General features: G+C 70.4%; 18 protein-coding genes. 13 read left to right on the top strand and 5 right to left on the bottom strand.

What is annotated here, in order from left to right; translation table 11 throughout:
- Positions 1-652: 652 nt before the first annotated feature.
- The 9 genes from ACX80F_RS04730 (at position 653) to ACX80F_RS04690 (ending at position 11,710) form a co-directional block, all read left to right on the top strand.
- Positions 653-1,324, top strand: coding sequence for a DUF305 domain-containing protein (locus ACX80F_RS04730; RefSeq protein ID WP_459335224.1), 672 nt, complete (start codon positions 653-655; stop codon positions 1,322-1,324).
- Positions 1,325-1,464: 140 nt separating this feature from the next.
- Positions 1,465-2,328 carry a F510_1955 family glycosylhydrolase gene (locus tag ACX80F_RS04725; RefSeq protein ID WP_459335223.1) on the top strand — a complete coding sequence of 288 codons (864 nt, stop codon included), beginning with the start codon at positions 1,465-1,467 and terminating at the stop codon, positions 2,326-2,328.
- 284 nt (positions 2,329-2,612) lie between these two features.
- Positions 2,613-4,079, top strand: coding sequence for a multicopper oxidase family protein (locus ACX80F_RS04720; protein ID WP_459335222.1), 1,467 nt, complete (start codon positions 2,613-2,615; stop codon positions 4,077-4,079).
- Between the two features lie 137 nt (positions 4,080-4,216).
- Entirely contained in the window at positions 4,217-5,932 is a 1,716-nt protein-coding gene (locus ACX80F_RS04715) for a DUF885 domain-containing protein (RefSeq protein ID WP_459335221.1), read from the top strand.
- Positions 5,933-6,099: 167 nt separating this feature from the next.
- Positions 6,100-7,518 carry a dicarboxylate/amino acid:cation symporter gene (locus tag ACX80F_RS04710; RefSeq protein WP_459335220.1) on the top strand — a complete coding sequence of 473 codons (1,419 nt, stop codon included), beginning with the start codon at positions 6,100-6,102 and terminating at the stop codon, positions 7,516-7,518.
- 177 nt (positions 7,519-7,695) lie between these two features.
- A complete protein-coding gene (locus ACX80F_RS04705) occupies positions 7,696-8,244 on the top strand; it encodes an AMIN-like domain-containing (lipo)protein (protein ID WP_459335371.1) in 549 nt (182 codons plus the stop codon).
- A gap of 36 nt (positions 8,245-8,280) precedes the next feature.
- Positions 8,281-8,913, top strand: coding sequence for a Maf family protein (locus tag ACX80F_RS04700; RefSeq protein ID WP_459335219.1), 633 nt, complete (start codon positions 8,281-8,283; stop codon positions 8,911-8,913).
- A 109-nt stretch (positions 8,914-9,022) separates the two neighbouring features.
- A complete protein-coding gene (locus ACX80F_RS04695; RefSeq protein WP_459335218.1) occupies positions 9,023-10,864 on the top strand; it encodes an acetyl/propionyl/methylcrotonyl-CoA carboxylase subunit alpha in 1,842 nt (613 codons plus the stop codon).
- Positions 10,865-11,092: 228 nt separating this feature from the next.
- On the top strand, positions 11,093-11,710 hold the full coding sequence (locus ACX80F_RS04690; RefSeq protein ID WP_459335217.1) for a DUF3060 domain-containing protein: 618 nt from the start codon (positions 11,093-11,095) through the stop codon (positions 11,708-11,710).
- A gap of 101 nt (positions 11,711-11,811) precedes the next feature.
- Here ACX80F_RS04690 and ACX80F_RS04685 read toward each other — a convergent pair whose 3' ends face one another.
- The 4 genes from ACX80F_RS04685 to ACX80F_RS04670 form a co-directional block, all read right to left on the bottom strand.
- Positions 11,812-12,567, bottom strand: coding sequence for a hypothetical protein (locus ACX80F_RS04685; RefSeq protein ID WP_459335216.1), 756 nt, complete (start codon positions 12,565-12,567; stop codon positions 11,812-11,814).
- A complete protein-coding gene (locus tag ACX80F_RS04680; protein WP_459335215.1) occupies positions 12,564-13,850 on the bottom strand; it encodes a serine/threonine-protein kinase in 1,287 nt (428 codons plus the stop codon). Before ACX80F_RS04680 ends, ACX80F_RS04685 begins: the two co-directional genes overlap by 4 nt.
- Positions 13,851-14,064: 214 nt before the next feature.
- On the bottom strand, positions 14,065-15,477 hold the full coding sequence (locus tag ACX80F_RS04675) for an MFS transporter (RefSeq protein ID WP_459335214.1): 1,413 nt from the start codon (positions 15,475-15,477) through the stop codon (positions 14,065-14,067).
- A gap of 158 nt (positions 15,478-15,635) precedes the next feature.
- Positions 15,636-17,036 carry an NAD(P)H-quinone dehydrogenase gene (locus ACX80F_RS04670; RefSeq protein ID WP_459335213.1) on the bottom strand — a complete coding sequence of 467 codons (1,401 nt, stop codon included), beginning with the start codon at positions 17,034-17,036 and terminating at the stop codon, positions 15,636-15,638.
- A gap of 56 nt (positions 17,037-17,092) precedes the next feature.
- Here ACX80F_RS04670 and ACX80F_RS04665 point away from each other — a divergent pair, with 56 nt between their 5' ends.
- The 4 genes from ACX80F_RS04665 to ACX80F_RS04650 all read left to right on the top strand — a co-directional run bounded on the left by ACX80F_RS04665 (position 17,093) and on the right by ACX80F_RS04650 (position 20,809).
- On the top strand, positions 17,093-17,893 hold the full coding sequence (locus ACX80F_RS04665) for a purine-nucleoside phosphorylase (RefSeq protein WP_459335212.1): 801 nt from the start codon (positions 17,093-17,095) through the stop codon (positions 17,891-17,893).
- A 73-nt stretch (positions 17,894-17,966) separates the two neighbouring features.
- Positions 17,967-19,691 carry a phospho-sugar mutase gene (locus tag ACX80F_RS04660; protein ID WP_459335211.1) on the top strand — a complete coding sequence of 575 codons (1,725 nt, stop codon included), beginning with the start codon at positions 17,967-17,969 and terminating at the stop codon, positions 19,689-19,691.
- A gap of 54 nt (positions 19,692-19,745) precedes the next feature.
- A complete protein-coding gene (gene deoC / locus ACX80F_RS04655; RefSeq protein WP_459335210.1) occupies positions 19,746-20,426 on the top strand; it encodes a deoxyribose-phosphate aldolase in 681 nt (226 codons plus the stop codon).
- Between the two features lie 95 nt (positions 20,427-20,521).
- A complete protein-coding gene (locus ACX80F_RS04650) occupies positions 20,522-20,809 on the top strand; it encodes a hypothetical protein (protein ID WP_459335209.1) in 288 nt (95 codons plus the stop codon).
- A gap of 93 nt (positions 20,810-20,902) precedes the next feature.
- Here the strand turns inward: ACX80F_RS04650 and mfd are convergent, their stop codons facing one another.
- Positions 20,903-24,502 carry a transcription-repair coupling factor gene (mfd, locus tag ACX80F_RS04645; protein ID WP_459335208.1) on the bottom strand — a complete coding sequence of 1,200 codons (3,600 nt, stop codon included), beginning with the start codon at positions 24,500-24,502 and terminating at the stop codon, positions 20,903-20,905.
- Positions 24,503-24,620: the final 118 nt, after the last annotated feature.

The raw sequence follows: 24,620 nt of genomic DNA, 5'->3' as shown, positions 1-24,620 counted from the left end.
TTGTCGCCTTCGTCGGCCTGACAGCCGTCATCGTCGGGATCCTCGCGATGCACGTCTGGATGGGCGGCCACGGGGCGACGTCCCACCATGTAGCGGCCCCCGCCGCCGGCACGACCACGAGTACTCATCCGGTCGACAGGTCAGGCCACGGAGGCACGACTCTTCATGCCCAGACCACGACTGCGGTTGTCGCTGCCATGGCAACGGTCGAAGCAACTGCCCTGGACGCCGCGTCGCATGCCGCCTCGAACACCGTCACGAAGGCCGTCCCAGACGGTGGTGGGTTGGTCGGGTGCGGTGGGGACTGCGCCGACGAGATGATGGTGGGCCTGTGTGTGCTGGCGATGATCGTCGTCGGCATCGGCGGTCTGCTGACTCCAGCCGGCCGCGCCCTCCTGTCGACGTTGGGGCGGCGGGGTCCTCCTGCACTGTCCTGGGTGTCCCGACCTGCGCCTACTCCTTCACTGACTCGTCTCTGTATCAGCCGGACTTAGGATCCGCGGCCCGCACCTGCCCCTTCCCCGGGGCGGCTGGGCCACCTTCTCGCCTTCGACTGCGCCCGCCCGCCCGCGCAGCCTGGCCCTCGCCGTACCCGCCCTGCGCGGTACGAGCAGCTGACACCCCCACCTGAGCACTGAAGGATCTGACCACCATGAAGCGTTCCCTTTCCCTTGCGTCCCTGTCCGTCGCTGCCCTCATCACCCTGTCCGCCTGCGGCTCCTCCGGCGGAGACACGGCGGGCACGAGCGGCGGAAGCTCCGCAGCGGCCGTCCCCAGCGCCACTGCCGAAACCAGCACCGAAGCGACGTCAGGCTCATCCGAGGCCACGGCCGAGCACAACGACGCGGACGTCATGTTCGCGCAGATGATGATTCCCCACCACCAGCAGGCCGTGGAGATGAGCGACATGATGCTCTCCAAGGACGGCATCAGCCCGGAGATCACCGACCTCGCGACGAAGATCAAGGACGCCCAGGGCCCCGAGATCGAGACCATGACCGGCTGGCTGGAAGCCTGGGATGAGCCCATGGAGCCCGAAGGCGGCATGGACGGCCACTCCATGGGATCTGACATGGGCGGCTCTGAGTCGATGGAAGGCATGATGACCGAGGACCAGATGTCCGAGCTCGAGTCCGCCGAGGGCACCGAGGCGTCCCGCATCTTCATGGAGTCGATGACCGCTCACCACGAGGGCGCGGTCGGCATGGCGGAAAACGAGATCGAGAACGGCCAGAACCCGGAAGCGATCGAGCTGGCCGAGACGATCGTCGAAACCCAGAACGCCGAAATCGCCGAGATGGAAGAGCTCCTCGCGGGCCTCTGATCCGCGCGAGCAAGCTCCAGGGCATGCGATCGCCCTCTGACCGGTGCCGGTGTAGGTGTCCCCGTTCCACCCACACCGGCACCCTTCCACCACCAGGTCGACCACCCGGTGGACCACCCTCGACCCTTCAAGGATGCCCGTTGCCTTCGACCCCGTCCCGCACCGCATGCCTGAGCCTGACCGCGGCCCTCGCCGTGCTGCTCAGCGCGTGCACCACCCCGACCCCCGCACTCCAGGACACACCCACGGAACCGACAGCCTCAGCGGGGTACCCGTCCGGGCACATCCATGGGATGAGCGTGGACCCGGGAACCAACCGCATCCTGCTCGCCACCCACGACGGCCTGTTCGATGTCACCCGAACCCCCGCCCAGCAGATCGGCCCGACGATCGACCTCATGGGCTTCACCGGCACCAGTGACGGAACCCTCTACGCCTCCGGGCACCCCGGACCCGGCACCGACCTGCCCGACCCGGTCGGATTGATCACCAGCACCGACGACGGGCGCACCTGGGAGCCCGTGTCCCGCCAGGGTGAAACAGATTTCCACGCCCTCGCCGCAACCAGCACCGGGCTCATCGGCTACGAAGGACGAATCGTCACCAGCGCCGACGGGCATCACTGGACCGTCACCGCCGATGACGTGCCCGCGTACAACCTCGCCGGAGCCACCAACGGAATCGTCCTGGCGACCACCGAGCAAGGGCCCTACCGGTCCGAGGACGACGGGGGCACGTGGGCCTCCGTCCCGAACGCTCCCCTGCTGGCCTTCACCACCTTCGCCGGCGACACCGCCGTCGGTGTGACGCCCGACGGAACGATCCACACCAGCGCCGACGCCGGACTCACCTGGGCACAGCAGGGAACCATCCAGGGCGAACCCGCGGCCATCGCCGCGGACCACACCGGTGATGACACGTACCGGATCTGGGTAGCCACCGATCAGGGAGTCGAGGTCTCCAGCGACAGCGGAGCGACGTTCCACCCCCTGGCCGCACCGTAGCTCCTGGCGAGCAGGACTCGGAGGTACCCGGATCACGCCCGTGGACCGCTGGTTGGGATGCAGACGGGATGTGAGGTCCCGCCGGCACCAGTCCGTTCAGCGCCGCTGCCGCAAAGCCGTCGGCAGGGTGGTCCGGGACCTCGGACTCTACCTGTCAGCCGAGGCCGCGCGAAGAGTCGGAGGTAACTCCGGAAATGAAAGGCACTCATCATGATGTCGGGCTACGGACAGGGCATGGGATGGCTGTGGCTCTGGATTCCCCTGGTACTCGGTGAGGGCCCGTAGTGCAGCCCATCAGCCGTCGTCAGGCGTTGGTGCTGGGTGGGCTCGGCGTCGCGGGGACAGCAGCCAGCAGTGCCGGGCTGATCTGGACCCTGACGTCCCGGGATGTCCCGGTCACGGGGAGCGACCTGACCCAGCCTCCGGAAGAACGGAGCACCAACGGTCGACTGCAGGTACGGCTCGAAGCCGCACCCGGACAGCTACTGCTGGCCGGCCGGCCGGCCGCGGCCCTCGGCTACAACGGCGGCATCCCCGGCCCGACACTCCGCGTACGCGCCGGCGACGTTCTGCAGATCGGGCTCGTCAACAACCTGGCCGAGACCACCAACCTGCATGTGCACGGCCTCCACGTATCCCCGGAAGGCAATGGGGACAACGTTTTCGTCTCAGTCGATCCCGGCGGCACCTTCGACTACGAGTACACGCTTCCCGACGATCATCCCCCAGGCGTGTACTGGTACCACCCCCACCACCACGGCATGGTCGCCGATCAGATCTTCGCCGGACTCTTCGGAGCGATCATCGTCGAGGACCCTGAACACATCGAGGCAAGCGCAGAACGGGTACTGGTCATTTCGGACACCACCCTGGACGACCTCGGGAACATCCCGGAAGTCTCCGCGATGGAACGGATGATGGGCCGCGAGGGTGAGCTGATCCTGGTCAACGGTCACCGCAACCCCCACATCAGCGCCCGCCCCGGACAACGCGAACGGTGGCGCATCATCAACACGTGCGTGTCCCGCTACCTCGGTCTACGGCTCGACGGACAGCAGCTGCAGCTCCTCGGCATGGATTCCGGCCGCTTCCCGACACCCGAGCCACTGGATGAACTTCTCCTGACGCCAGGAAACCGCGCAGACCTCCTCGTGACCACCACGACCGGGGACTCCACGCTGCGCGCGCTCCACCGGGACCGGGGAAGCATGGCGGGAATGATGGGATCGGGAGCCGGAGCACGCAACCCTGCAGACCAGCCGGGCGGCACCGCACTGGCCACCCTCCGCGTGGCCGGCGAACCGGTGGCAGCCCTGACAGCCGTGCCCGCCCAGCCAGGGCCGGCAGACCTCCGGTCGGGGTCCGTCGCGGCGCGCCGGCGGATCGTCCTGGCCGCCGACATGGGCATGGGTATGGGCGGGGGCATGATGCGTTTCACCATCAACGGCAGGGAATTCGACGAGGCCAGAACGGACACCACGGTAGCGGCCGGGGATGTGGAGGAATGGACGTTGATCAACACCAGTCCCATGGATCACCCGTTCCACCTTCATGTCTGGCCGATGCAGATCATCGAGGAAGACACCCCAGGAACGAATGTCGCACTCTGGCAGGACGTAGTGAACGTACCCGCCAACGGGCATGTGAAAGTAAGGGTGGCATTCAAGGACTTCCGTGGCCGCTCGGCCTATCACTGCCACATCCTGGACCACGAAGACCTCGGCATGATGGGCACCATCCAGGTCCGGTGAAAAGCCGCACCTCGCGACCTCTGGGGCCGGTGTCCACAGGTGTCCGCCGGTGTCCGCCGGTCTGGCCGGCCGTACTGGCCACACCGGCAGCACCCAGTCGGTAGCCCGCGGCAACGGTCTGCCGCTAGGCTCGGAGCGTGACCCACGACACCCCAGCCCCCGCCCCGTCCGCCAGCGAGCTGCCCGCACGACAAGCCACGGCCATCGACGCCGTCGCGACGTCGTACTACGAGACGCTGCTCGAACTGATGCCCAACTTCGCCACCGAGCTGGGCCTTCCCGGCCACGAGACGGAGTACCAGGACTACTCGCCCGCCGGCCTCGAGGCCCAGGCGGAAGCCGCCCGGACCACCCTGCGGCGACTCGACGACCTGCAGCCCGCCGACGACGTCGACGCCGTCACGCTGGACGCCCTACGGGAGCGGCTCGAACTCGCCCTCGAGATCCACGAGGCCGGCTTCGACTACTCCGAGCTGAACAACATCGCCTGCCCCGCCCAGAACATCCGCGCGATCTTCGACCTCATGCCCACGGCCACCGCTAAGGACTGGGACCACATCGCCGGACGCATGGCGAACGTGCCCGACGCGATCGACGGCTACATCTCCTCCCTGAAGGCCGGACGCGAGCGCGGCCTGGTTGCCGCGCGCCGCCAGGTCGCGATCGTCGTCGAGCAGTCCACCAAGTACGCCGAGGACGGCGGCTTCTTCGACACCCTCGGTGGGACCGCCACGGCGGACGACGGCGAGCTGCCCGAGGCGGTGCGCGACCGGCTGCGTTCCGGTGCCGAGGCCGCCCGCAGCGCCTACCGCACGCTCGCCTCCTTCCTGCAGGACGACCTCCTGCCCTCCGCCCCGGAGAAGGACGCCGTCGGCCGCGACCACTACGCGCTGATGTCCCGCGTCTTCCTCGGGTCCGCCGTCGACCTCGAGGAGACCTACCAGTGGGGTGTCGAGGAACTCGACCGCGTCATCGCCGAGCAGGAGGCCGTGGCCAACGAGATCCGCGAGGGCGCCTCGATCGAGGAGGCCATCCGTATCCTCGACGAGGACCCCGCCCGCCAGCTCCAGGGCACCGACGCCCTGCAGGCCTGGATGCAGGGACTCTCGGACAAGGCGGTGGACGCCATGGCCGGGGTCCACTTCGACATCCCCGACGTGATGCGGCGCCTCGAGTGCAGGATCGCCCCGACCAACGAGGGCGGCATCTACTACACCGGCCCCAGCGACGACTTCTCGCGCCCCGGCCGCATGTGGTGGTCCGTCCCCGAGGGAGAGGACTCCTTCACCACGTGGAAGGAGACGACCACCGTCTACCACGAGGGCGTCCCCGGACACCACCTGCAGATCGCGACGGCCACCTACCAGCGTGCACTGCTGAACCCGTGGCGCCGCAACGCCATCTGGGTGTCCGGGCAGGGCGAGGGCTGGGCCCTGTACGCGGAGCGCCTCATGCAGGAACTCGGCTTCCTGTCCGATCCGGGTGACCGGCTCGGGATGCTCGATGCCCAGCGCATGCGCGCCGCACGGGTGGTGTTCGACATCGGCGTCCACCTCGAGCTGGAGATCCCCGCGCGATGGGGCGAGGGCACCTGGACGCCGGAGAAGGGCTACGACTTCCTGCGGAAGAACATCGCGATCAGCGAGGGGCAGCTCAATTTCGAGTTCACCCGCTACCTCGGCTGGCCGGGACAGGCGCCGTCCTACAAGATCGGCCAACGCCTCTGGGAGCAGGTCCGCGACGAGGTCCGGGCGGCCGAGGGCGACGCCTTCGACCTCCGCACCTTCCACACACGGGCCCTCAACCTGGGCTCCGTGGGACTCGACACGCTGCGCCGCGCCCTCGTCTCCTGACGTAGACGTTCGTCACAGGCGGACCGGGGTACTCCCCCGGTCCGCCCGCCAGGACGGCGGCATCGCGCGGATATGCAGCGGAACCGGGCACGACGACGGCCCGGCGGGTCGTAACATTCCGCAACCTCCGCTTCGCCTTGGTATACGGCGTCCCTAGAGTTTCGGGCGTGTCTACTGAAACCAGCTCCCCGCCCACCCGGCGCAGGCTGCCCCGCTGGGCGACCTCCTTCGGACCCCAGATCATCGCAGCCCTGGTCGTCGGGCTGGTCCTGGGCCTCATCGCCAAGTACTCGGGGCACACCCAGGAGACGCCCACCGGTCTCGGCACCACGCTCGCCACCCTCGGCTCGAGCTACGTGGCCCTGCTGCGCGCCGCCGTCGTCCCCCTGATCTTCACCGCGGTCGTGAGCTCCATCGCGAACCTCCGCGCCGTCACCAACGCCGCCCGGCTCGCCGCCCAGACCCTCCTGTGGTTCGCCATCACCGCCCTGATCGCCGTGGTCATCGGCATCGGCCTCGGCGTCCTCTTCCAGCCCGGCGCCGGCACGGACGCCACCCAGCCCGCCGAATACACCGGCAACACCGGCAGCTGGTGGGCCTTCCTGACCGGACTGATCCCCGCCAACTTCCTCGGCCTCCAGGCCTCGTCCGCCGTCGCCGACTCCGGAACCGTCACCACGTCGCTGAACTTCAACGTGCTGCAGGTCCTCGTGGTCGCCGTGGCCGTCGGGATCGCCGCCCTGAAGGTGGGCAAGCAGGCGGAACCGTTCCTCGCCGTCAACGCCTCCGCCCTGGCCGTCATCCAGAAGGTCCTCTGGTGGATCATCCGGATCGCCCCCCTCGGCACCGTCGGCCTGATCGGCAACGCCGTCGCCGTCTACGGCTGGGACACCATCGGCTCCCTCGGCAAGTTCACCCTGGCCGTCTACGTGGGCCTCGCCCTCGTGCTCTTCGCGGTGTACCCGGTGCTGATCAAGGCACACGGGCTGTCGGTCAGGCAGTACTTCTCGGGCGCCTGGCCCGCCATCCAGCTGGCCTTCGTCTCGCGCTCCTCGGTGGGCACGCTGCCGCTCACGCAGCGCGTCACGGAGCGGAACCTCGGCGTGCCCCGCGGGTACGCCTCGTTCGCCGTACCCCTGGGTGCGACGACGAAGATGGACGGCTGCGCGGCCATCTACCCGGCGATCGCCGCGATCTTCGTGGCCCAGTTCTTCGGGATCGACCTCAGCCTCACCCAGTACCTGCTGATCGCGCTCGTCTCCGTCCTCGGCTCCGCCGCCACCGCCGGGACCACCGGTGCCGTCGTCATGCTGACGCTCACGCTCTCCACGCTGGGGCTCCCCCTCGCCGGCGTCGGCCTGCTCCTCGCCGTCGATCCGATCCTCGACATGGGCCGCACCGCCGTGAACGTCGCAGGCCAGGCCCTCATCCCCACGATCGTCGCCCGGCGCGAGGGACTGCTGGACCTCGACCTCTACAACGCCCGGCGCACCGGCGACCCGTTCGCCGATGACAGCGTGACCGGCGCGGCGGATGCCACCGGCCCGGCCGCGAACGACGACAGCCCGGCGTCCCTCACCCGCTAGAGTCCGGCCGCAGCATCGACGGCCCGCTCCCGGCCCCCGCCGGGAGCGGGCCGTCGCGCGTCCCGGCTAACGATTCGGCGCCGTTCAGGGCCACGGCGGCGCTTTTTGCCTGCCACGGGAGGACGATGGGTCTCCCTATCCAGTTCGACCAGGTGGTGCGCCATGACGAAATCGCGCATGACGGGGAAGCTCTCCGCCACACTCGCCGCCCTCGCCCTCACTGCAGGCCTCGGCCTCGCAGGGGGACCTCCGGCATCCGCCGCGTACTGCGGCATCACATGGGGCTCGACGGCGGAAGTCGCCACCTCCACCATCCGTCCGGCTCCCATCACGAATGTCCGCGCGGGCCGGCACCACTGCTTCGACCGCATGGTCGTCGATGTGCGGGGGCGTGCGGCCGGGTACAACGTCCGGTACGTCACCCAGGTCCGGCAACCCGGTTCCGGGTTCGTCGTCCCGCTCCGCGGAGGTGCACGCCTGTCCGTGACCGTGCTCGCACCGGCCTATGACGCCTACGGGCGGGCCACCTATCGGCCGGCCGACCGCAGGAACCTCGTCAACGTGGCGGGGTACTCCACGTTCCGCCAGATCGCCCTGGCCGGCAGCTTCGAGGGGCAGACCACCTTCGGGCTCGGCGTCCGGGCGCGCCTTCCCATGAGGGTCTTCGTGGTGCCGGGGCCCGGGGCCGGATCGAGGGTGGTGATCGACGTCGCGCACCGCTGGTGAGGAGCCGGGCGGCACGGCTGCACCTAGGCTTGGTGCATGACCCTCCGCCTGATTCTCGCCTCGAAGTCCCCTGCCCGCACCCGACTCCTCGCCGACGCCGGCATCCGGCACTCGGTGCTCGTGTCCGACGTCGACGAGGCGGCCGTCGTGGCGGCCTACGGCGACCTCGACGCGCACGACACCTCCCTGCTGCTCGGGCGCGCGAAGGCCGAGGCCGTCGCGGCCCTGGCGGAGGCGGAGGGGGCCCTCGTCCTCGGGTGCGACTCGGTGTTCGAGTTCGACGGCGAGGCGCACGGCAAGCCCTACGAACCCGCGGTGGCGATCGAGCGCATCAGCCGGATGCGTGGGCGTTCCGGCGTCCTGCACACGGGTCACTGGCTCGTGGATGCGCGCGCCGGCGGATCCGGTGCCACCATCGGGGCGGTCTCCTCGGCGACCGTCCACTTCGGCGCGATGTCCGACGCCGAAGTGGAGGCGTACGTGGCCAGTGGCGAGCCCCTGCAGTGCGCCGGGTCCTTCACCATCGACGGCCTGGGCGGTGCCTTCATCGAGCGCGTCGACGGCGACCCGCACGCCGTCGTCGGGCTCAGCATCTCCACGCTCAGGGGCCTCCTGCATGCGGCCGGCGTCTCCGTGACGGAGCTCTGGACGCCCGCGCCCGCGTTGTAGGTTCCCTACAAAGGATCGTCATACAACACTCCCCTTCGACACGATCCATGGGCGGAAGCCACCAAACACGGCTAGGCTCCGACGAGAGAAAGAAGGAGTCCAGACCCCCATGAGCCAGTCCCCCCTCAGCCCGTCCGAGTCCGCCGCTGCCAGCGGTCACAGCGCCAGTACCGACCCCGGGCCCCACCGCCGGGTGACGAAGGTCCTGGTCGCCAACCGGGGGGAGATCGCCGTCCGGATCATCCGCGCCGCCCGCGACGAGGGGATCGCATCGGTCGCCGTGTACGCGGACCCGGACCGCAACGCCCTGCACGTGCGCATGGCCGACGAGGCGTTCGCGCTCGGCGGGGAGACCGCCGGCGAGTCCTACCTGGTGATGGACCGCATCCTGGAGGCCGCGGAGCGCAGCGGGGCCGACGCCATCCACCCCGGCTACGGATTCCTGTCGGAGAACGCGGAGTTCGCGCAGCGGGTCCTCGACGCCGGCATCACCTGGATCGGCCCGTCCCCGCACTCCATCGCGCAGCTCGGCGACAAGGTCCAGGCACGGCACATCGCGCAGCGGGTCGGGGCACCGCTGGTCCCGGGCACCAAGGACCCGGTCGAATCGGTGCAGGAGGTCATCGACTTCGCCTCCGAGTTCGGGCTGCCGATCGCGATCAAGGCGGCGTTCGGCGGTGGAGGGCGCGGCATCAAGGTGGTCCGCAGCCACGGGGAGATCCCGGAGCTGTTCGACTCGGCGGTGCGCGAGGCGACGGCGGCCTTCGGCCGCGGCGAGTGCTTCGTGGAGCGCTTCCTCGACGCCCCGCGCCACGTCGAGACGCAGTGCCTCGCGGACGCCCATGGGAACGTCGTCGTCGTGTCCACGCGTGACTGCTCCCTGCAGCGCCGCAACCAGAAGCTCGTGGAGGAAGCACCAGCCCCCTTCCTCTCCGCGGGGCAGACCACGCAGCTCTACGAGGCCTCGAAGGCCATCCTGCGGGAGGCGGAGTACCAGGGGGCCGGGACGTGCGAGTTTCTCGTGGGCCAGGACGGCACCATCTCCTTCCTCGAGGTGAACACCCGGCTCCAGGTCGAGCACCCCGTCTCCGAGGAGGTCACGGGCCTCGACCTGGTGCGCGAACAGTTCCGCATCGCCCGCGGCGAGGAACTCGGCTACGGGGACCCCGAGGTCCGCGGCCACTCGTTCGAGTTCCGTATCAACGGTGAGGACGCGGGCCGCGGCTTCATGCCCGCGCCGGGCACCGTCCAGACCCTCACCCTCCCGACAGGGCCGGGCATCCGCGTGGACTCCGGTGTGGAAGCGGGCGAGGTGATCGGCGGCAACTTCGACTCCATGCTCGCCAAGCTGATCGTCAGCGGTGCCACCCGCGACCAGGCCCTGCAGCGCGCGCGCCGGGCCCTGAAGGAGATGGTCGTCGAGGGCATGCCGACCGTCCTGCCCTTCCACGCCGCCGTCGTCGAGCACCCCGCGTTCGCTCCTGCCGACGGGCCTTTTTCGGTGCACACGCGCTGGATCGAGACGGACTTCGTCAACACCATCGAACCGTGGAAGGGACCGGCCGAACCCACCGCGGACGACGACGCCCGCCAGCGCGTCACCGTGGAGGTCGGCGGGCGCCGCCTCGAGGTGGTGCTGCCCTCATGGTTCGGCGCGCCGTCGAACGGCAAGACGGCCGCCCCGGCGAAGTCGAAGAAGTCCTCGCGCGCCCGGGCCGGCAAGACCGCCGTCAGCGGTGACGAGCTGACCTCCCCCATGCAGGGCACCATCGTGAAGGTCGCGGTGTCCGACGGCGACGAGGTGACCGAGGGCGATCTCATCGTGGTGCTCGAGGCCATGAAGATGGAGCAGCCGCTCACCGCGCACAAGTCGGGCAGGTTGTCCGGCCTGGCGGCGAAGCCTGGAGACACCGTGTCCGCGGGCTCCGTCCTCGCCACCATCGGCGACTGACGGTTGTGATCCCGTTCGGGGGCGGGCGACAGCGCTGCCCGCCCCCGTCCCCGTCATGGACGCCCGGCAGGAGCACGAACCAGCATCGAGGTTCAAGCGCATTCGAACACTGATGAAGCCTCGCCCCCAGGCCTCTCCGGCATCTAGCCTTACGAGTCCAGCGGTCGTCGCCGCACGCCCGACTCGAAGCGTGCGGATACAGGCAACCCGAGAGCCAGGGAGAAACCGATGAGGCCCCAGAACCACCCCATGACGCGTGCAGGGCTTCTCGCCGCCGGTCTTCTGCTGCTGGTCGCGTGCTCGGCGGAAACAACCCCGGACGCCGGTGCCACGGCGACGCAGAACGAGGAGAATGCGTCGACCGACCAGCCCTCCGCCAGTCCGTCGGCCGGTGCCACCCCTTCGGGTGCCGCAGGTGGGAACGGACCATCCGCGACGCCCGGCGCCGGGGCCACGCCGACCACGATCGCCCTGCGGGCAGGCGACGAGCACGAGATCACCGGCTCCGCCACATCCGTCACGGTGGAATGCTCGGGAGGCGGCGACATCGATCTCGAGAGCGACAACGTGCAGCTGTCCTTCAGCGGTGACTGCGAGGACATCGAGGTAGACGGCGACGGCAATACCGTCACTGGGGGCTCCGCCGACTCGATGGACATCGAAGGCGACAACAACACGGCTGAGGCGGACGCCATCGGGGACGTCAGCGTGGACGGTGACGGCAACACCGTGGAGGTCGGCGAGACCCGAGCGATCGACGTCGAGGGCAGTGACAACACCGTCACCTACGGGACGGGCGAACCGAGCATCGAGACCGAGGGCAGCAATACGGTCTCCGCCTCCTGAGGCTCTGCCCCTCGTCCACCGCATCCACAGCGGGGCCTTGAACCCTCCGACGGCCCGGGCAGCGCGAACTGCCACGATCCCGTTCGGGGCGGGCGGCAGCGCTAACCGCCCCCGTTCCCCATGCCGTTCCCGGGGGCGTCCTTCTCTGCCCGCCCGGCGGCTTCCCTCGCCCTCTCGTCGGCCTTGCGCTGCTGCTCGGCGGCTTTCTCGGCGGCCTTGCTGCCGTCGCCTGCGTCCTCGCCGCTCGCGTCGTCGTCGCCGTTCCCCCCGGCGCCGTCCGCCTCCTCGGGGTCATCTGCGTCGCCGGTGCCCGGGCCGTCGTCGTCCGCGTCGTCGTCCGCGCCGTCAGGGGCAGGACCAGGAGCGGGCTGTGCCGGCGGCGCCTCGGCCGGGGCCGGTTCTGCCGGGGGCACATCGGCGGGGGCAGGCTGCACCGGCTGCGGATTCACCGGGGCGGGCTGCACGGGGGCGGGCTGCACGGGCTCGCCGTCCGGGACGACCGGCTGCGGGTCGCCCGCCGGCGCTTCGGTCGGAGCCTTCGTCGGCTCGTCCGTCTCCTCGGGGACCTGCCCGGCGTCGAGTGAGGCGATGACGGCGTCGATGCGCAGACTGATCAGCGCAGCCCGGTTCTCGGTGACGCTGCCCTCGATGCGGGCGCCGTCCACGGTCGCCTTCAGCCGCTCGGCGAGGAGGATGGCGCCGTCGGCGTCCCCTGCCGCTGCCGCCGTGGCGATGGCGCGGACCTCGGACTGGAACTCCCCGGCCGCGCCGGCATCGATGGCCCCGTCCCCACAACCGGTGAGGACGAGCGTCGCACCGACCAGCAGGGGCAGCAGCCGCGTACGGATGGTCCTCATCGCTGCACGCTGTCGTAGAGTTCCTGTAATTTCTCGCCTGTCTCGCCGGGTACCGCCGGCAGGGGTTCGACGTCGGAGCCCTGGCCAGCTGCCGTCGTGGTGAAGACCCACAGCGTGGCGGCCAGGAGCCCGACGACGAGCAGTGTCACGAGCCATGGGAGGACGTGCCGCCGTCGTCCGGGAGGGGCAGCCGACGGCGGTCGACGCGGTGCCGCGGGCTCCCGACCCGTCCGCGCGGGCGGACCGTCCACAGGCCCCTGCCGGGTGTCCGGGGCCGTGGTCCCGAACGCCGCGGTGGCGTGGGCGGGATCGGACGGGACGTCGCGGTCCACGGGGACGGCCGCCGTGTCGGGCGTCGCGGGGTGGGCTACCGCGGGGTGGGCTACCGCCGTGTCGGGCGTCGCGGGGTGGGCTACCGCAGGGTGGGACACCGCAGTGTCGACGCTCGTCGCGGCACCGCCGTCGCGCTGGGGGCCCATGGCGGCCAGGGCCTGGACCACGCGGGCGGCATCGGGACGCTCGTCCGGTGCGTCCAGCGTCATGGCCACCAAAAGCGCCGACAGGGCTGGTCCGGCCGCGTGCGGGACGGACGGGCTGCGGTGCAGGCGCGCCAGGGCGCTCTCGACGCCGGTCCCGGGGAAGGCACGGTCCCCCGTGAGGGCCTCGATCAGGACGAGGCCGAGGGAGTAGATGTCCGAGGGCCGGCCCACGCCGTCGCCCCGAGTCTGTTCGGGACTGAAATAGGCGGCGCTGCCGATGACCTGGCCCGTGGCGGTCATCCGGCTGCCGTCGAAGAACCGGGCGATCCCGAAGTCGGTCAGCAGGAAGCGGAAGACGCCGCTGTCCGCATCCACCTGCCGGGTCAGGACGTTCGAGGGCTTCAGGTCACGGTGCACGATACCGCGCCCATGGATGTACTGGAGCGTCCGTGCCAGGTCGAGCGCCATGAGGCGGACGTCCTCCCTCCCGAGCGGGCCACCGGAGCGCAGCAGCACGCCCAGGTCCGGGCCGTCGACGAGTTCCATGACCAGATAGGCGTCGTCCCGGGTAGTGTCGCCGGTGTCCATGTCGAGGACGCGCACGAGGCCGGGGTGGTCGAGGCCGGCGAGCAGCCGCGCCTCGGCGGACCCCCGTTCGATGCCGTCGGAGATGCCGGGCCGGAAGAGTTTGACGGCGACGTCCCGCCCCAGCCTCGTGTCCCGGGCCGAGAAGACCTCCGCCATCCCGCCGGTGCCGACACGCTCCCCCAGGGCGTACCGCCCGGCCAGTGCCTGCTTCTCCATGCCACCCGCTTCCGCTACCCCGTGCGGCTTCCGGGCGCGCACGATCGGCGCACGTCCGGGGATTCGATAAGCCGACTTTCGGCCAAGTCTACGGGGCGGGTCGGATCCCGGGGCATGCAGTACGACCCTGCACACCGTCGAGCAATAGGGTATGGGCGACGACGGCGCCGCACCCGGGTGCGTACGGCGCCGTCGGACGGGCGATCGGAGCAGGTCAGCCGACGTTGTTCTCGTAGTCGTTGTCCCGGGTCTCGCGGGAGACCCAGAGCGCGATGAAGGTGGCGACCGCAGCTACGGTCAGGTAGGCGCCGACCAGCACGGTGCTTCCGCCCGCCGCCTGCCACAGCGCGACGGCGATGAAGGAGGCCGGAGCGGCGCCGATCATGCTCGACACGTTGTAGGCGACCGCGGAGCCGGTGTAGCGGACGTTGGCGGGGAAGAGCTCGGGCAGCACGGCGGCCATCGGGCCGAAGGTGAGCCCCATGAGGATGAAGCCGATGATCAGCAGCGCCATGGCGCCCACGGTTCCCGCGCCGAACAGGGGCGCCCACAGGAGTCCGAAGACGGCGATGCCCACGGTGGTCGCGAGGAGCATCTTGCGCCGGCCGAAGCGCTCGGCCAGCGGACCGGAGACGAGCGTGAAGATGCCGAAGAACACGACGCCGATGATCAGCATCCAGAGGAAGTCGGTGCGGTCCATGCCCAGGCCGGGCACGAACGCCGCGGCCTGCGCGTCGGTGAACTCCTTGCCGGTGGCTTCGGCGCGGGCCCGCGCCTGCTCCACGCTCGACGGCGAGGTCCCGTACGTGAGGGTGAAGGCGGTCATGAAGTAGAAGAGAACGTAGGTCGCGAACATGATGAACGTGCCGAGGATCAGGGCGCGCCAGTGCAGGCGGAACGTGGTGCCGAGCGGCACCTTGACGACCTTGCCCTCGGTCTGGACCTTCTGGAAGGACGCGCTCTCGATCAGCTTGAGCCGGACGTAGAGGCCGACGATCACCATGACCGCGCTCAGGAGGAACGGCACGCGCCAGCCCCATTCGAGGAACTCCTCGGGCGTCAGGACGGTGCTCAGCAGGACGAACAGGAGGTTGGCCAGGATGAAGCCGATGGGCGCGCCGAGCTGCGGGAACGTCCCGAAGATGGCCCGCTTGCCCTCGGGGGCGTTCTCGGTGGCCAGCAGGGCCGCACCGCTCCACTCGCCGCCGAGAGCGAGGCCCTGGAGGAAGCGCAGCACCACGAGCAGCAGCGGGGCCAGGAACACCCAGCCGTCGGTCGTCGCCGCCGGGAGCAGGCCGATGAGGAAGGTCGCGATGCCCATGGTGAGCAGGGACGCCACGAGGGTGGCCTTGCGCCCGATCTTGTCGCCGAAGTGGCCGAAGACGACGGAGCCGAGGGGCCGGGCGACGAACGCGACGCCGAAGACGGCGAAGGAGCTGAGTAGCTGGTTCGCGGAGGTCTGGTTCGGGAAGAACAGGGCGGGGAACACCAGCACCGCGGCCGTGGCGTAGATGTAGAAGTCGTAGAACTCGATCGTCGTGCCGATGAGGCTGGCGAAGATCACCTTGCCCCGCGAGTTCAGCGGCTTGGTGGTTCCGCCGGCACTGGCGGACGTGGAGGAGGTCATAGGCGTTGGCTTTCTTGAAACGAGACGCAGCCGCAGGGGCCTGTGGCCACGGCAACACGGCGTCCGTGCAACAGATGAATGCCAATATCTGATCACCGGCGTCCACTAGGTGGATAAGTATGTCCACCATGTGGACAGCGGGAACCCGCCGCCCGGGGTCAGATGTGCACGTGGAGGCGGCGTGCCGCCTCGGAGATGGACCCCGTCAGCGACGGGTACACCGTGAACGTGTTGGCGACGTCGTCCACGTGCAGCTTCTTCGTCACCGCGAGCGCCAGCGGGAAGATGAGCTCGGATGCCCGCGGGCCGACGACGACGCCCCCGATGACGGTGCCGGAACCCTTCCGGGAGATCACCTTCACGAAGCCGTCCTTGACGTTCATCATCTTGGCCCGGGCGTTGGTGTGCAGGGAGAGCTTGACGACGTCCCCCTGGTACCGGCCGGACTCGATGTCCTCCTCCGTCACGCCGACGGTGGCGATCTCCGGGGAGGTGAAGATGTTCGAGGCGACCTGCTTGAGCTTGATCGGACTCACGGAGTCGCCCATCAGGTGGGCGATGGCGATCCGGCCCTGCATCGCGGCCACGGAGGCGAGCGCGAAGACCCCGGTGCAGTCCCCGGCGGCGTACACGTTGGGCGCCGTGGTGCGGGAGACGCCGTCCACGGTGATGTGCCCGGAGTCGCTGACGGCCACCCCGGCGTCCTCGAGGCCGATGCCGGCGGTGTTGGGGACGGCGCCGACGGCGACGAGGCAGTGGCTGCCCTCGACGGTCCGGCCGTCCGCCAGGCGCACGATCACGCCGTCGTCCGTGCGGTCCACCGCATCGGCCCGCGACTTGGACAGGACGGTCATGCCGCGGTCCTTGAACACGCTCTCCAGGACCTCGGCGGCGTCGGCGTCCTCACCCGGCAGCACGCGGTCGCGGCTGGAGATCAGGGTGACCTTGGAGCCGAGGCCGTTGTAGGCGCTGGCGAACTCCGCGCCGGTGACGCCCGATCCGACGACGATCAGGTGGTCGGGGATCTCCCGGAGGTTGTAGAGCTGCGTCCAGTTGAAGATGCGTTCGCCGTCGGGCATGGCGGTCGGCAGTTCGCGCGGCGTGGCACCGACCGCGAGGAGCACGGCGTCGGCCTCGACGATGCTCGTCCCGCCCTCCGAGGTGACCTCGAGCCGGTGGTTGTCGAGCAGCTTGCCGGTGCCGATGATCACGCGCACGCCGAGGCGTTCCAGGGTGGCCCGGATGTCGGAGGACTGCTCGACGGCGAGCTTGAGGAGCCGCTGGTTGACCTTGTCCAGATCTGCGTAGACCTTGCTGTCCTCGGAGAACCGGACGCCGAGCCCGCTCGCGTCCGTGAAGCGCGTCATGGTGTCCGCCGTCGCGATGAGGGTCTTGGACGGCACGACGTCCGTGAGGACCGCCGACCCGCCGAGTCCCTGGCGCTCCACGATGGTCACCTTCGCGCCGAGGGACGCCGCGACCAGCGCCGCCTCGTAGCCGCCGGGTCCGCCGCCCAGGATCGCCAGGCGCAATGAACTGAAATCGAGTTGGTTGGTCACCGTCCCATCATCGCGCATGCCACTGACGCGCGGGAAATAGGGGGTAAGTTGTAGCGGTGACTTCTGATCCCCTTGACCTGGCCCGCGACGCTGCCGGCCACATCGCACGAGCCACCGGCATCGACCGGCACGACACCGCCCTCGTCCTCGGATCGGGTTGGGGGGAGGCGGCCGAGCTGATCGGCGAGACCACGCACACCCTCGACGCCGCGGACATCCCCGGCTTCTCGGCGCCCGCCGTCGTCGGCCACACCGGCACCATCCGCTCGGTCCTCACGCCCGCCGGGAAGCGCGCGCTGGTTCTCGGGGCCCGCACGCACTTCTACGAGGGCAAGGGGGTGCGGGCCGTCGTGCACGGCGTCCGCACCGCGGCCGCGACGGGCGCGACGACGATGATCCTCACCAACGGGTGCGGGGGCCTGCAGGAGCACTGGCAGCCCGGCACCCCGGTGCTGATCAGCGACCACATCAACCTGACGGCCACCTCGCCGCTCGAGGGTGCGACGTTCGTGGACCTCACGGACCTCTACTCCCCGCGCCTGCGCGAGCTGGCCCGCAGCGTAGACCCCACCCTCGAGGAGGGCGTGTACGCGCAGTTCACAGGCCCCCACTACGAGACCCCCGCCGAGGTGCAGTACGCCAGGCGCATCGGCGCGGACCTCGTGGGCATGTCCACGGCGCTCGAGGCCATCGCGGCCCGGCACGCCGGCATGGAGGTCTTCGGCCTCTCCCTCGTGACGAACCTCGCGGCGGGGATCAGTCCCGTCCCGCTCAGCCACACCGAGGTCCTCGAGGCCGGCCAGGCGGCGGGCCCCCGCATCTCCCGCCTGCTCGCCGACATCGTCGCCGCGCTCTAGCCGCAACCCCGCAGCCCGCCCGCAGCCTCCCGGCCGCCCCTCCGTCCGCCGCCGACCCACGTAAGGGACCCGCATGACCACCCCCGCACTGGACACCCTCCTCGCCGCCGCTGACGCCTGGGCGGACGCCGACCCGGATCCGCGGACGGCGGAGGAGCTCGGGACGCTCACCGGGCAGGTGCGCGCCGGCGACACCGACGCGGAGCAGGAACTGCGGGACAGCTTCTCCGGTCCGCTCCTGTTCGGCACCGCGGGGCTGCGCGCGGCCCTCGGCGCGGGCCCCAACCGCATGAACCGCGTCGTGGTCCGCAGGGCCGCCGCCGGGGTCGCCGCCCACGCGCTGGACCTCGCCGCCGGTGCCTACACCCCGCGCGCCGTCGTCGGGTTCGACGCCCGCCACAACTCGCGCATCTTCGCCGAGGAGACCGCGGCCATCCTCACCGCCGCCGGCCTCGAGACGTTCCTCATGCCCCGTGAACTGCCGACGCCGGTGCTCGCCTACGCGATCCGCGCCCTCCGCTGCGAGGTGGGCATCATGGTCACCGCGAGCCACAACCCGCCGCAGGACAACGGGTACAAGGTCTACCTCGGTGGGCGCGCCGTCGAGGAGGACGCCCGCGGCGTCCAGATCGTGGCCCCGCACGACGCCGGGATCGCCGCCCACATCGCCGCGGTCCGGGACATCCCGCTCGCGGCCTCCGGCTGGACGATCCTCCCGGACTCCATCGAGGCCGACTACGTGGCGGCCGTCGCCGCCCTCGCCGATCCGGCCCTGACCGACCGCGACCTGAAGATCGTCCTCACGCCGCTGCACGGCGTCGGCGGCCGGACGGCCACGGCGGTCCTGGCGACCGCGGGTTTCGACGACGTCACCGCCGTCGAACGCCAGGCCGAGCCCGACCCCGACTTCCCCACCGTCGCGTTCCCCAATCCGGAGGAGCCCGGCGCCCTGGACCTCGCCCTCGAGACCGCGGCGCAGGTCGGCGCGGACCTCGTGATCGCGAACGACCCCGACGCCGACCGCGTGGCACTCGCGGCCCGCGAACCCGCGGGCACATGGCGCATGCTGCGCGGTGACGAGGTGGGCACGCTGCTCGGCCTGCACCTCGCGGCGCGCCTCGCCTCATCGACCGACACGGCCGCCGGCGCCCCGCGGCCCGCCGTCTTCGCGAACTCGATCGTCTCCTCCCGCCTGCTCGGCCGGATCGCGGCGGCCTCGGGCGTCGACCACCGGCAGACCCTCACCGGCTTCAAGTGGATCGCCCGCGTCCACGACCTCTCCTTCGGCTACGAGGAGGCCCTGGGCTACTGTGTGGCGCCCGAGCTCGTCCGGGACAAGGACGGCATGTCCGCCGGTCTGCTGCTCGCCGAACTCGCCGCCGCGACGAAGGCCGCCGGCCGCACCCTCTTCGACCTGCTCGACGACGCCTTCCTGGAACACGGCCTGCATGCCGCGGACCAGCTCTCGGTGCGCGTGGAGAGCCTCCCCCTGCTCGGGGACATGATGGGCCGGCTGCGGCAGGCCCCGCCGTCGTCCTTCGCCGGCTCCCCCGTGGCCGTGGCCGAGGACCTCGCCGAGGGCTCCGCGAACCTGCCGCCGACCGACGGCCTCCTCTATCTCACGCAGGACGGGACCCGGGTCATCATCCGGCCCAGCGGCACGGAACCGAAACTGAAGTGCTACCTCGAGGTGGTGGAGCCGGTCGGGTCCGCTGCCGGGCTCGGTGAGGCGAAGGAGGGCGCCCGCGTGCGCCTCGAGGCGGTCAAGCAGGACGTCGCCGCGGCCCTCGGCCTCTAGATCCCCACGGGAGTGGCGCACGACCGCTCAGCACGACATGGAAAGATGGGGAGCATGCCTAACGACGTATCCCTCGCCACGTTCATCGACCACACCCTCCTGAAGCCGGACGCCAGCCGTGAGCAGATCCTCACCGTGTGCCGCGAGGCCGTCGAGTACTCGTTCAAGTCGGTCTGCGTGAATCCGGTCTGGGTCAGTACCGTGCGCACGGCGGTGAAGGACACCGGTGTCCTCACCTGCTCCGTCGTCGGGTTCCCGCTCGGCGCCACCACCACCGAGATCAAGGTCCTGGAGGCGCGCGGTGCCGTGGCCGACGGCGCCGACGAGATCGACATGGTCATCAACATCGCCGCGGCACGTGCCGGGGACCGCGACCTGCTGGTGCAGGACATCCTCGCGGTCGCGGACGCCGTCCACGAGCACGGCGCCATCCTCAAGGTCATCATCGAGACCTCCCTGCTCACCGACGAGCAGAAGGTCCTCGCCTGCGAGGCGGCCGTCGAGGCGGGCGCGGACTTCGTGAAGACGTCCACCGGCTTCAACGGCGGCGGCGCGACGGTCGAGGACGTCGCCCTGATGCGGAAGACCGTGGGCCCGGATCTCGGCGTGAAGGCCTCGGGAGGGGTACGGTCCCTCGAGGACGCGCGCGCCATGATCGACGCCGGGGCGACGCGTATCGGGGCGAGCTCGGGAGTCGCTATCGTTAAGGGTGAACAGGGCGCCGAAGGCTACTGACCACCAGGATGCCGGCCCGCGGCCCGAGCAGCACCAGATCCACCAGCACATCCAGCAGTAGACCCGGCACGCACGAACGCAGTCAAGGAGACCCAATGTCACACGAAGCCACCGCCGCGAAGCAGCCCTCCCACGCCGGCGAGGGCCACCTCGTCGAGAACATCGTGGTGTTCGCGGTCATCTTCGGCGCCTTCCTGCTGGGCATCTACCTGCTCAACTGGCTGACCCTGGAGACCGTCTGGCCGATGGCCGCCATCGTGATCATCTCGTTCCTCGCGTTCTTCATCCCCCAGGGCATCATGGGCCGCTCGGACACCGGTTACAACCTCGCCGAGGGCAAGCAGACGGACGAGAAGTCGACCTCCGCCGCCGTCAGCTCGTAACGACGACGACGAAGACGACGGCGCCCCAGCGCCGCCCGACGAACGCAGGAGGCCGTCCCCCGAAGAGGACGGCCTCCTGCGTTGGTCGGGCCGCTATGCGGTGAACACCGAATCGAGCACGTTCTTCGCCCAGTCCAGGATGTCGGCGTCCACGAGGTCGCGGCCGCCGATCCTCGCCGTCTTCGGCTTCGGGACCAGCACCGCGTTCAGTGCGGGCTTCACTGCGGCGCCCGGGTACATCCGCATCAGGCGCATCTGCTTGGACTCCGGCAGGTCCGCGGGCGCGAACTTGATGAAGTTACCCTGCAGCGCCACGTCCGTGAGGCCGAGGGCCCGGGCGGCCACCCGGAAGCGCGCCACGGAGATGAGGTTCTCCACGGCCGCGGGCGGCTCGCCGTAGCGGTCGTCGAGCTCGGCGACGACGGCGTCGATCGCCTCGTCCGTGACGGCGGAGGCGAGCTTCCGGTAGGCCTCGAGGCGGAGCCGCTCCCCCGGCACGTAGTCGTGCGGCAGGTGCGCGTTGATCGGCAGCTCGATCTTCATCTCCGCCGCCTTCTCCTCGGCCTCCCCGCGGAAGCTCGCGACGGCTTCGCCGACCAGCCGGATGTAGAGGTCGAACCCGACGCCCTGGATGTGCCCGGACTGCTCGCCGCCCAGCATGTTGCCTGCACCGCGGATCTCGAGGTCCTTCATGGCCAGCTGCATGCCCGCGCCCAGCTCGTTGTGGGACGCCACCGCCTTGAGGCGCTCGAGCGCGACCTCGCCGAGCGGCTTCTCCGACGGGTACAGGAAGTAGGCGTAGGCCCGCTCCCGCCCACGGCCCACCCGGCCGCGGAGCTGGTGGAGCTGGGACAGCCCGTAGGAGTCGGCACGGTCCACGATGAGGGTGTTCGCGTTTGAGATGTCCAGGCCCGTCTCGATGATCGTCGTGCAGACGAGGACGTCGAACCGCTTCTCCCAGAAGTCCACGATGATCTGCTCGAGCCGGGACTCCGTCATCTGGCCGTGCGCCACGGCTACGCGGGCCTCGGGCACGAGCTCCCTGAGCTGCGCGGCGGTGCGGTCGATCGACGAGACACGGTTGTGCACGAAGAACACCTGGCCCTCGCGCATCAGTTCCCGCCGGATGGCGGCCGAGGCCTGCTTGTGGGTGTAAGGGCCCACGTAGGTGAGGACCGGGTGGCGTTCCTCCGGCGGCGTGGCGAGCGTGGAGGTCTCGCGGATGCCGGTCAGTGACATCTCGAGCGTGCGCGGGATGGGCGTGGCGCTCATCGCGAGGACGTCCACGTTGGTGCGCATCTTCTTCAGCGCCTCCTTGTGTTCCACGCCGAAGCGCTGCTCCTCGTCCACGATCACGAGCCCGAGATCCTTGAACGCGATCTCCTTCGACAGCAGGCGGTGCGTGCCGATGACGACGTCGACCGCCCCCGAGGTGAGGCCCGCCGCCGTCTCCCGCGACTCCTTGGCCGTCTGGAACCGGGAGAGGGCGCGGACGCGGACCGGGAAGCCGGAGAACCGCTCGGAGAACGTCTCGAAGTGCTGCTGCACCAGCAGCGTGGTGGGGACGAGTACCGCCACCTGCTTGCCGTCCTGCACGGCCTTGAACGCGGCGCGGACCGCGATCTCCGTCTTGCCGTAGCCCACGTCGCCGGAGACGAGCCGGTCCATGGGGACCTCGCGCTCCATGTCCGCCTTGACCTCGTTGATGGTGGTCAGCTGGTCGGGGGTCTCGACGTACGGGAACGCCTCCTCGAGTTCACGCTGCCAGGGCGTGTCCGGGCCGAACGCGTAGCCCTTGGACGCCATGCGTGCGGAGTAGAGGCGGATGAGCTCGACGGCGATCTCCTTGACGGCCTTGCGGGCCTGGTTCTTGGTCTTGCTCCAGTCGGAGCCGCCCATCTTGCTCAGCACCGGGGCATCGCCGCCCACATAGCGTGTCACCTGGTCCAGCTGGTCGGTGGGCACGAAGAGGCGGTCGCCGGGGGCGCCGCGCTTGGACGGCGCGTACTCGAGCACGAGGTACTCGCGCGTGGTCCGGGTGGGTCCCGCCCCGGTGGAGCGCTGCAGCAGTTCGACGAACTTCGCGACGCCGTGCTGCTCGTGGACCACGAAGTCGCCCTCCTTGAGCTGCAGGGGGTCGACGGCGTTGCGGCGCCGCGAGGGCATCTTGCGCATGTCGCGCGTCCCCGAGGCGCTCGTGCGGCCGAGGAGGTCGGCCTCCGTGAGCAGGCCCAGCTTGAGGCCGTCCACCACGAAGCCGCGGCCGGCGCACGCCGTCGTGATCTCGATGATGCCCGGCTGCGGGGCGGCGTCGAGGGTGTCGACGCGGCTCGTGGGGATGTCGTTGTCGTGGAAGAGCTCCGCGAGGCGCTGCGCCGGTCCGGGGCCCTCCGTGGCGACGACGACGCGCCACTGGTCGCGGACGCGCCCGCCGATGAAGTCCATCATCTCGGCGACGTCGCCCTGGTAGCCGCGCGGCTCGCGGGCGTGCAGCGAGAAGCTGTCGACGTCGGCCAGTTCCTCGTCGGCCCCGAAGGACGTGATGCCCCACCAGGCCACCGCGTGGGCGAGCGCCGTGGACCGCGTGTCGGCGAGGGAGCGGAAGCTCGCCTCCTGCAGGTCGGCACCGAGGGCGCCGCCGAGGTCCAGCGGTGCGGCGCCGCCGTCGGACGCCGTCGACCACGCGGCCGCGAGGAATTCCTCGTTGGTCGCCGCGAGATCGTGCGCCCGGGTACGGACCTTCTCGGGTTCGAGGACGACGGCGATGGAGCCGGACGGCAGTTCGCCGAGGAACGGCACCATCGCGTCGACGAGCACGGGGGCCAGGGACTCCATGCCCTCGACGGCGATCCCGCCGGCGATCTTCTCCAGCATGGCCGCGGCGGCGGGCAGCTCGGCCTGCAGCTTCGCGGCCCGGGACATCACCGAGGGGGTGATGAGGATCTCCCGGCAGGGCGGGGCGTAGAGGGCGGTCGGCGGTTCGCCGGAGGTGAGGGAGCGCTGGTCGGCGACGGCGAACCAGCGCATCTGGTCCACCTCGTCGCCGAAGAAATCCACGCGGACGGGGTGGTCCTCGGTGGGCGGGAAGACATCGATGATGCCGCCGCGGACCGCGAACTCCCCGCGGTGCGTGACCATGTCCACGCGTGCGTACGCGGCGTCAGAGAGGGCCCGAACGACGTCGGAGAAGGCGATCTCGTCACCGACCTTCAGCGACACCGGTTCGAGGTCCCCGAGACCGGCGACGAGCGGCTGCACGACCGCGCGGATGGGCGCGGTGATGACCCGGACGGGGCTCCCCTCCGGGTGGGCGAGCCGGCGCAGCACCGACAGGCGCCGGCCCACGGTGTCGGAGCGCGGCGACAGCCGCTCGTGCGGGAGGGTCTCCCAGCTGGGGAACTCCTCGATGGCGCTCTCCGGCAGGTAGCTGCGCAGGGCCGCCGCGAGGTCCTCGGCCTCGCGGCCCGTCGCGGTGATCGCCAGGACCACCGGCACGGGGCTGCCCGCGTCGCCGGTGGCCGGGACGGCGTCGAGGCCGTCGGCCATCTCGGCGATCAGGGGCGCGCGCATCCCGGCGGGGGCGCCGATCTGCAGGTCCGCGCTGCGCTCGTCGACCGGGCGTGATGCGTTGGTCCGCACGCGGGCGTAGGACGCATCCTCGGCGAGCGCCGCGCGCAATCCGTTCAGGCTCATCTGGTGGGGCTCCTCGGGCGACGGTGAAGGACGGGTGAACGTGGCAGAACGGGGTGACGACAGCACGAAAGCCCGAAAACATGGCGCGTTCCCGGGGACGATGCCACACTACCAAGCC

This window comes from Arthrobacter sp. TMS2-4 (assembly GCF_054511075.1).
Note: the sequence above shows the minus strand (reverse complement) of the source record. Positions and strands in the feature narration are given on the sequence as shown.

Bases quoted from the DNA above. Each gene is read 5' to 3' on its own strand.
- ACX80F_RS04685 (WP_459335216.1), bottom strand. From the start codon at position 12,567: ATGAGGACCATCCGTACGCGGCTGCTGCCCCTGCTGGTCGGTGCGACG.
- ACX80F_RS04660 (WP_459335211.1), top strand. From the start codon at position 17,967: ATGACCACCCCCGCACTGGACACCCTCCTCGCCGCCGCTGACGCCTGG.
- mfd (WP_459335208.1), bottom strand. From the start codon at position 24,502: ATGAGCCTGAACGGATTGCGCGCGGCGCTCGCCGAGGATGCGTCCTAC.
- ACX80F_RS04695 (WP_459335218.1), top strand. From the start codon at position 9,023: ATGAGCCAGTCCCCCCTCAGCCCGTCCGAGTCCGCCGCTGCCAGCGGT.
- ACX80F_RS04680 (WP_459335215.1), bottom strand. From the start codon at position 13,850: ATGGAGAAGCAGGCACTGGCCGGGCGGTACGCCCTGGGGGAGCGTGTC.
- deoC (WP_459335210.1), top strand. From the start codon at position 19,746: ATGCCTAACGACGTATCCCTCGCCACGTTCATCGACCACACCCTCCTG.
- ACX80F_RS04705 (WP_459335371.1), top strand. From the start codon at position 7,696: ATGACGGGGAAGCTCTCCGCCACACTCGCCGCCCTCGCCCTCACTGCA.
- ACX80F_RS04690 (WP_459335217.1), top strand. From the start codon at position 11,093: ATGAGGCCCCAGAACCACCCCATGACGCGTGCAGGGCTTCTCGCCGCC.
- ACX80F_RS04675 (WP_459335214.1), bottom strand. From the start codon at position 15,477: ATGACCTCCTCCACGTCCGCCAGTGCCGGCGGAACCACCAAGCCGCTG.
- ACX80F_RS04700 (WP_459335219.1), top strand. From the start codon at position 8,281: ATGACCCTCCGCCTGATTCTCGCCTCGAAGTCCCCTGCCCGCACCCGA.
- ACX80F_RS04730 (WP_459335224.1), top strand. From the start codon at position 653: ATGAAGCGTTCCCTTTCCCTTGCGTCCCTGTCCGTCGCTGCCCTCATC.
- ACX80F_RS04650 (WP_459335209.1), top strand. From the start codon at position 20,522: ATGTCACACGAAGCCACCGCCGCGAAGCAGCCCTCCCACGCCGGCGAG.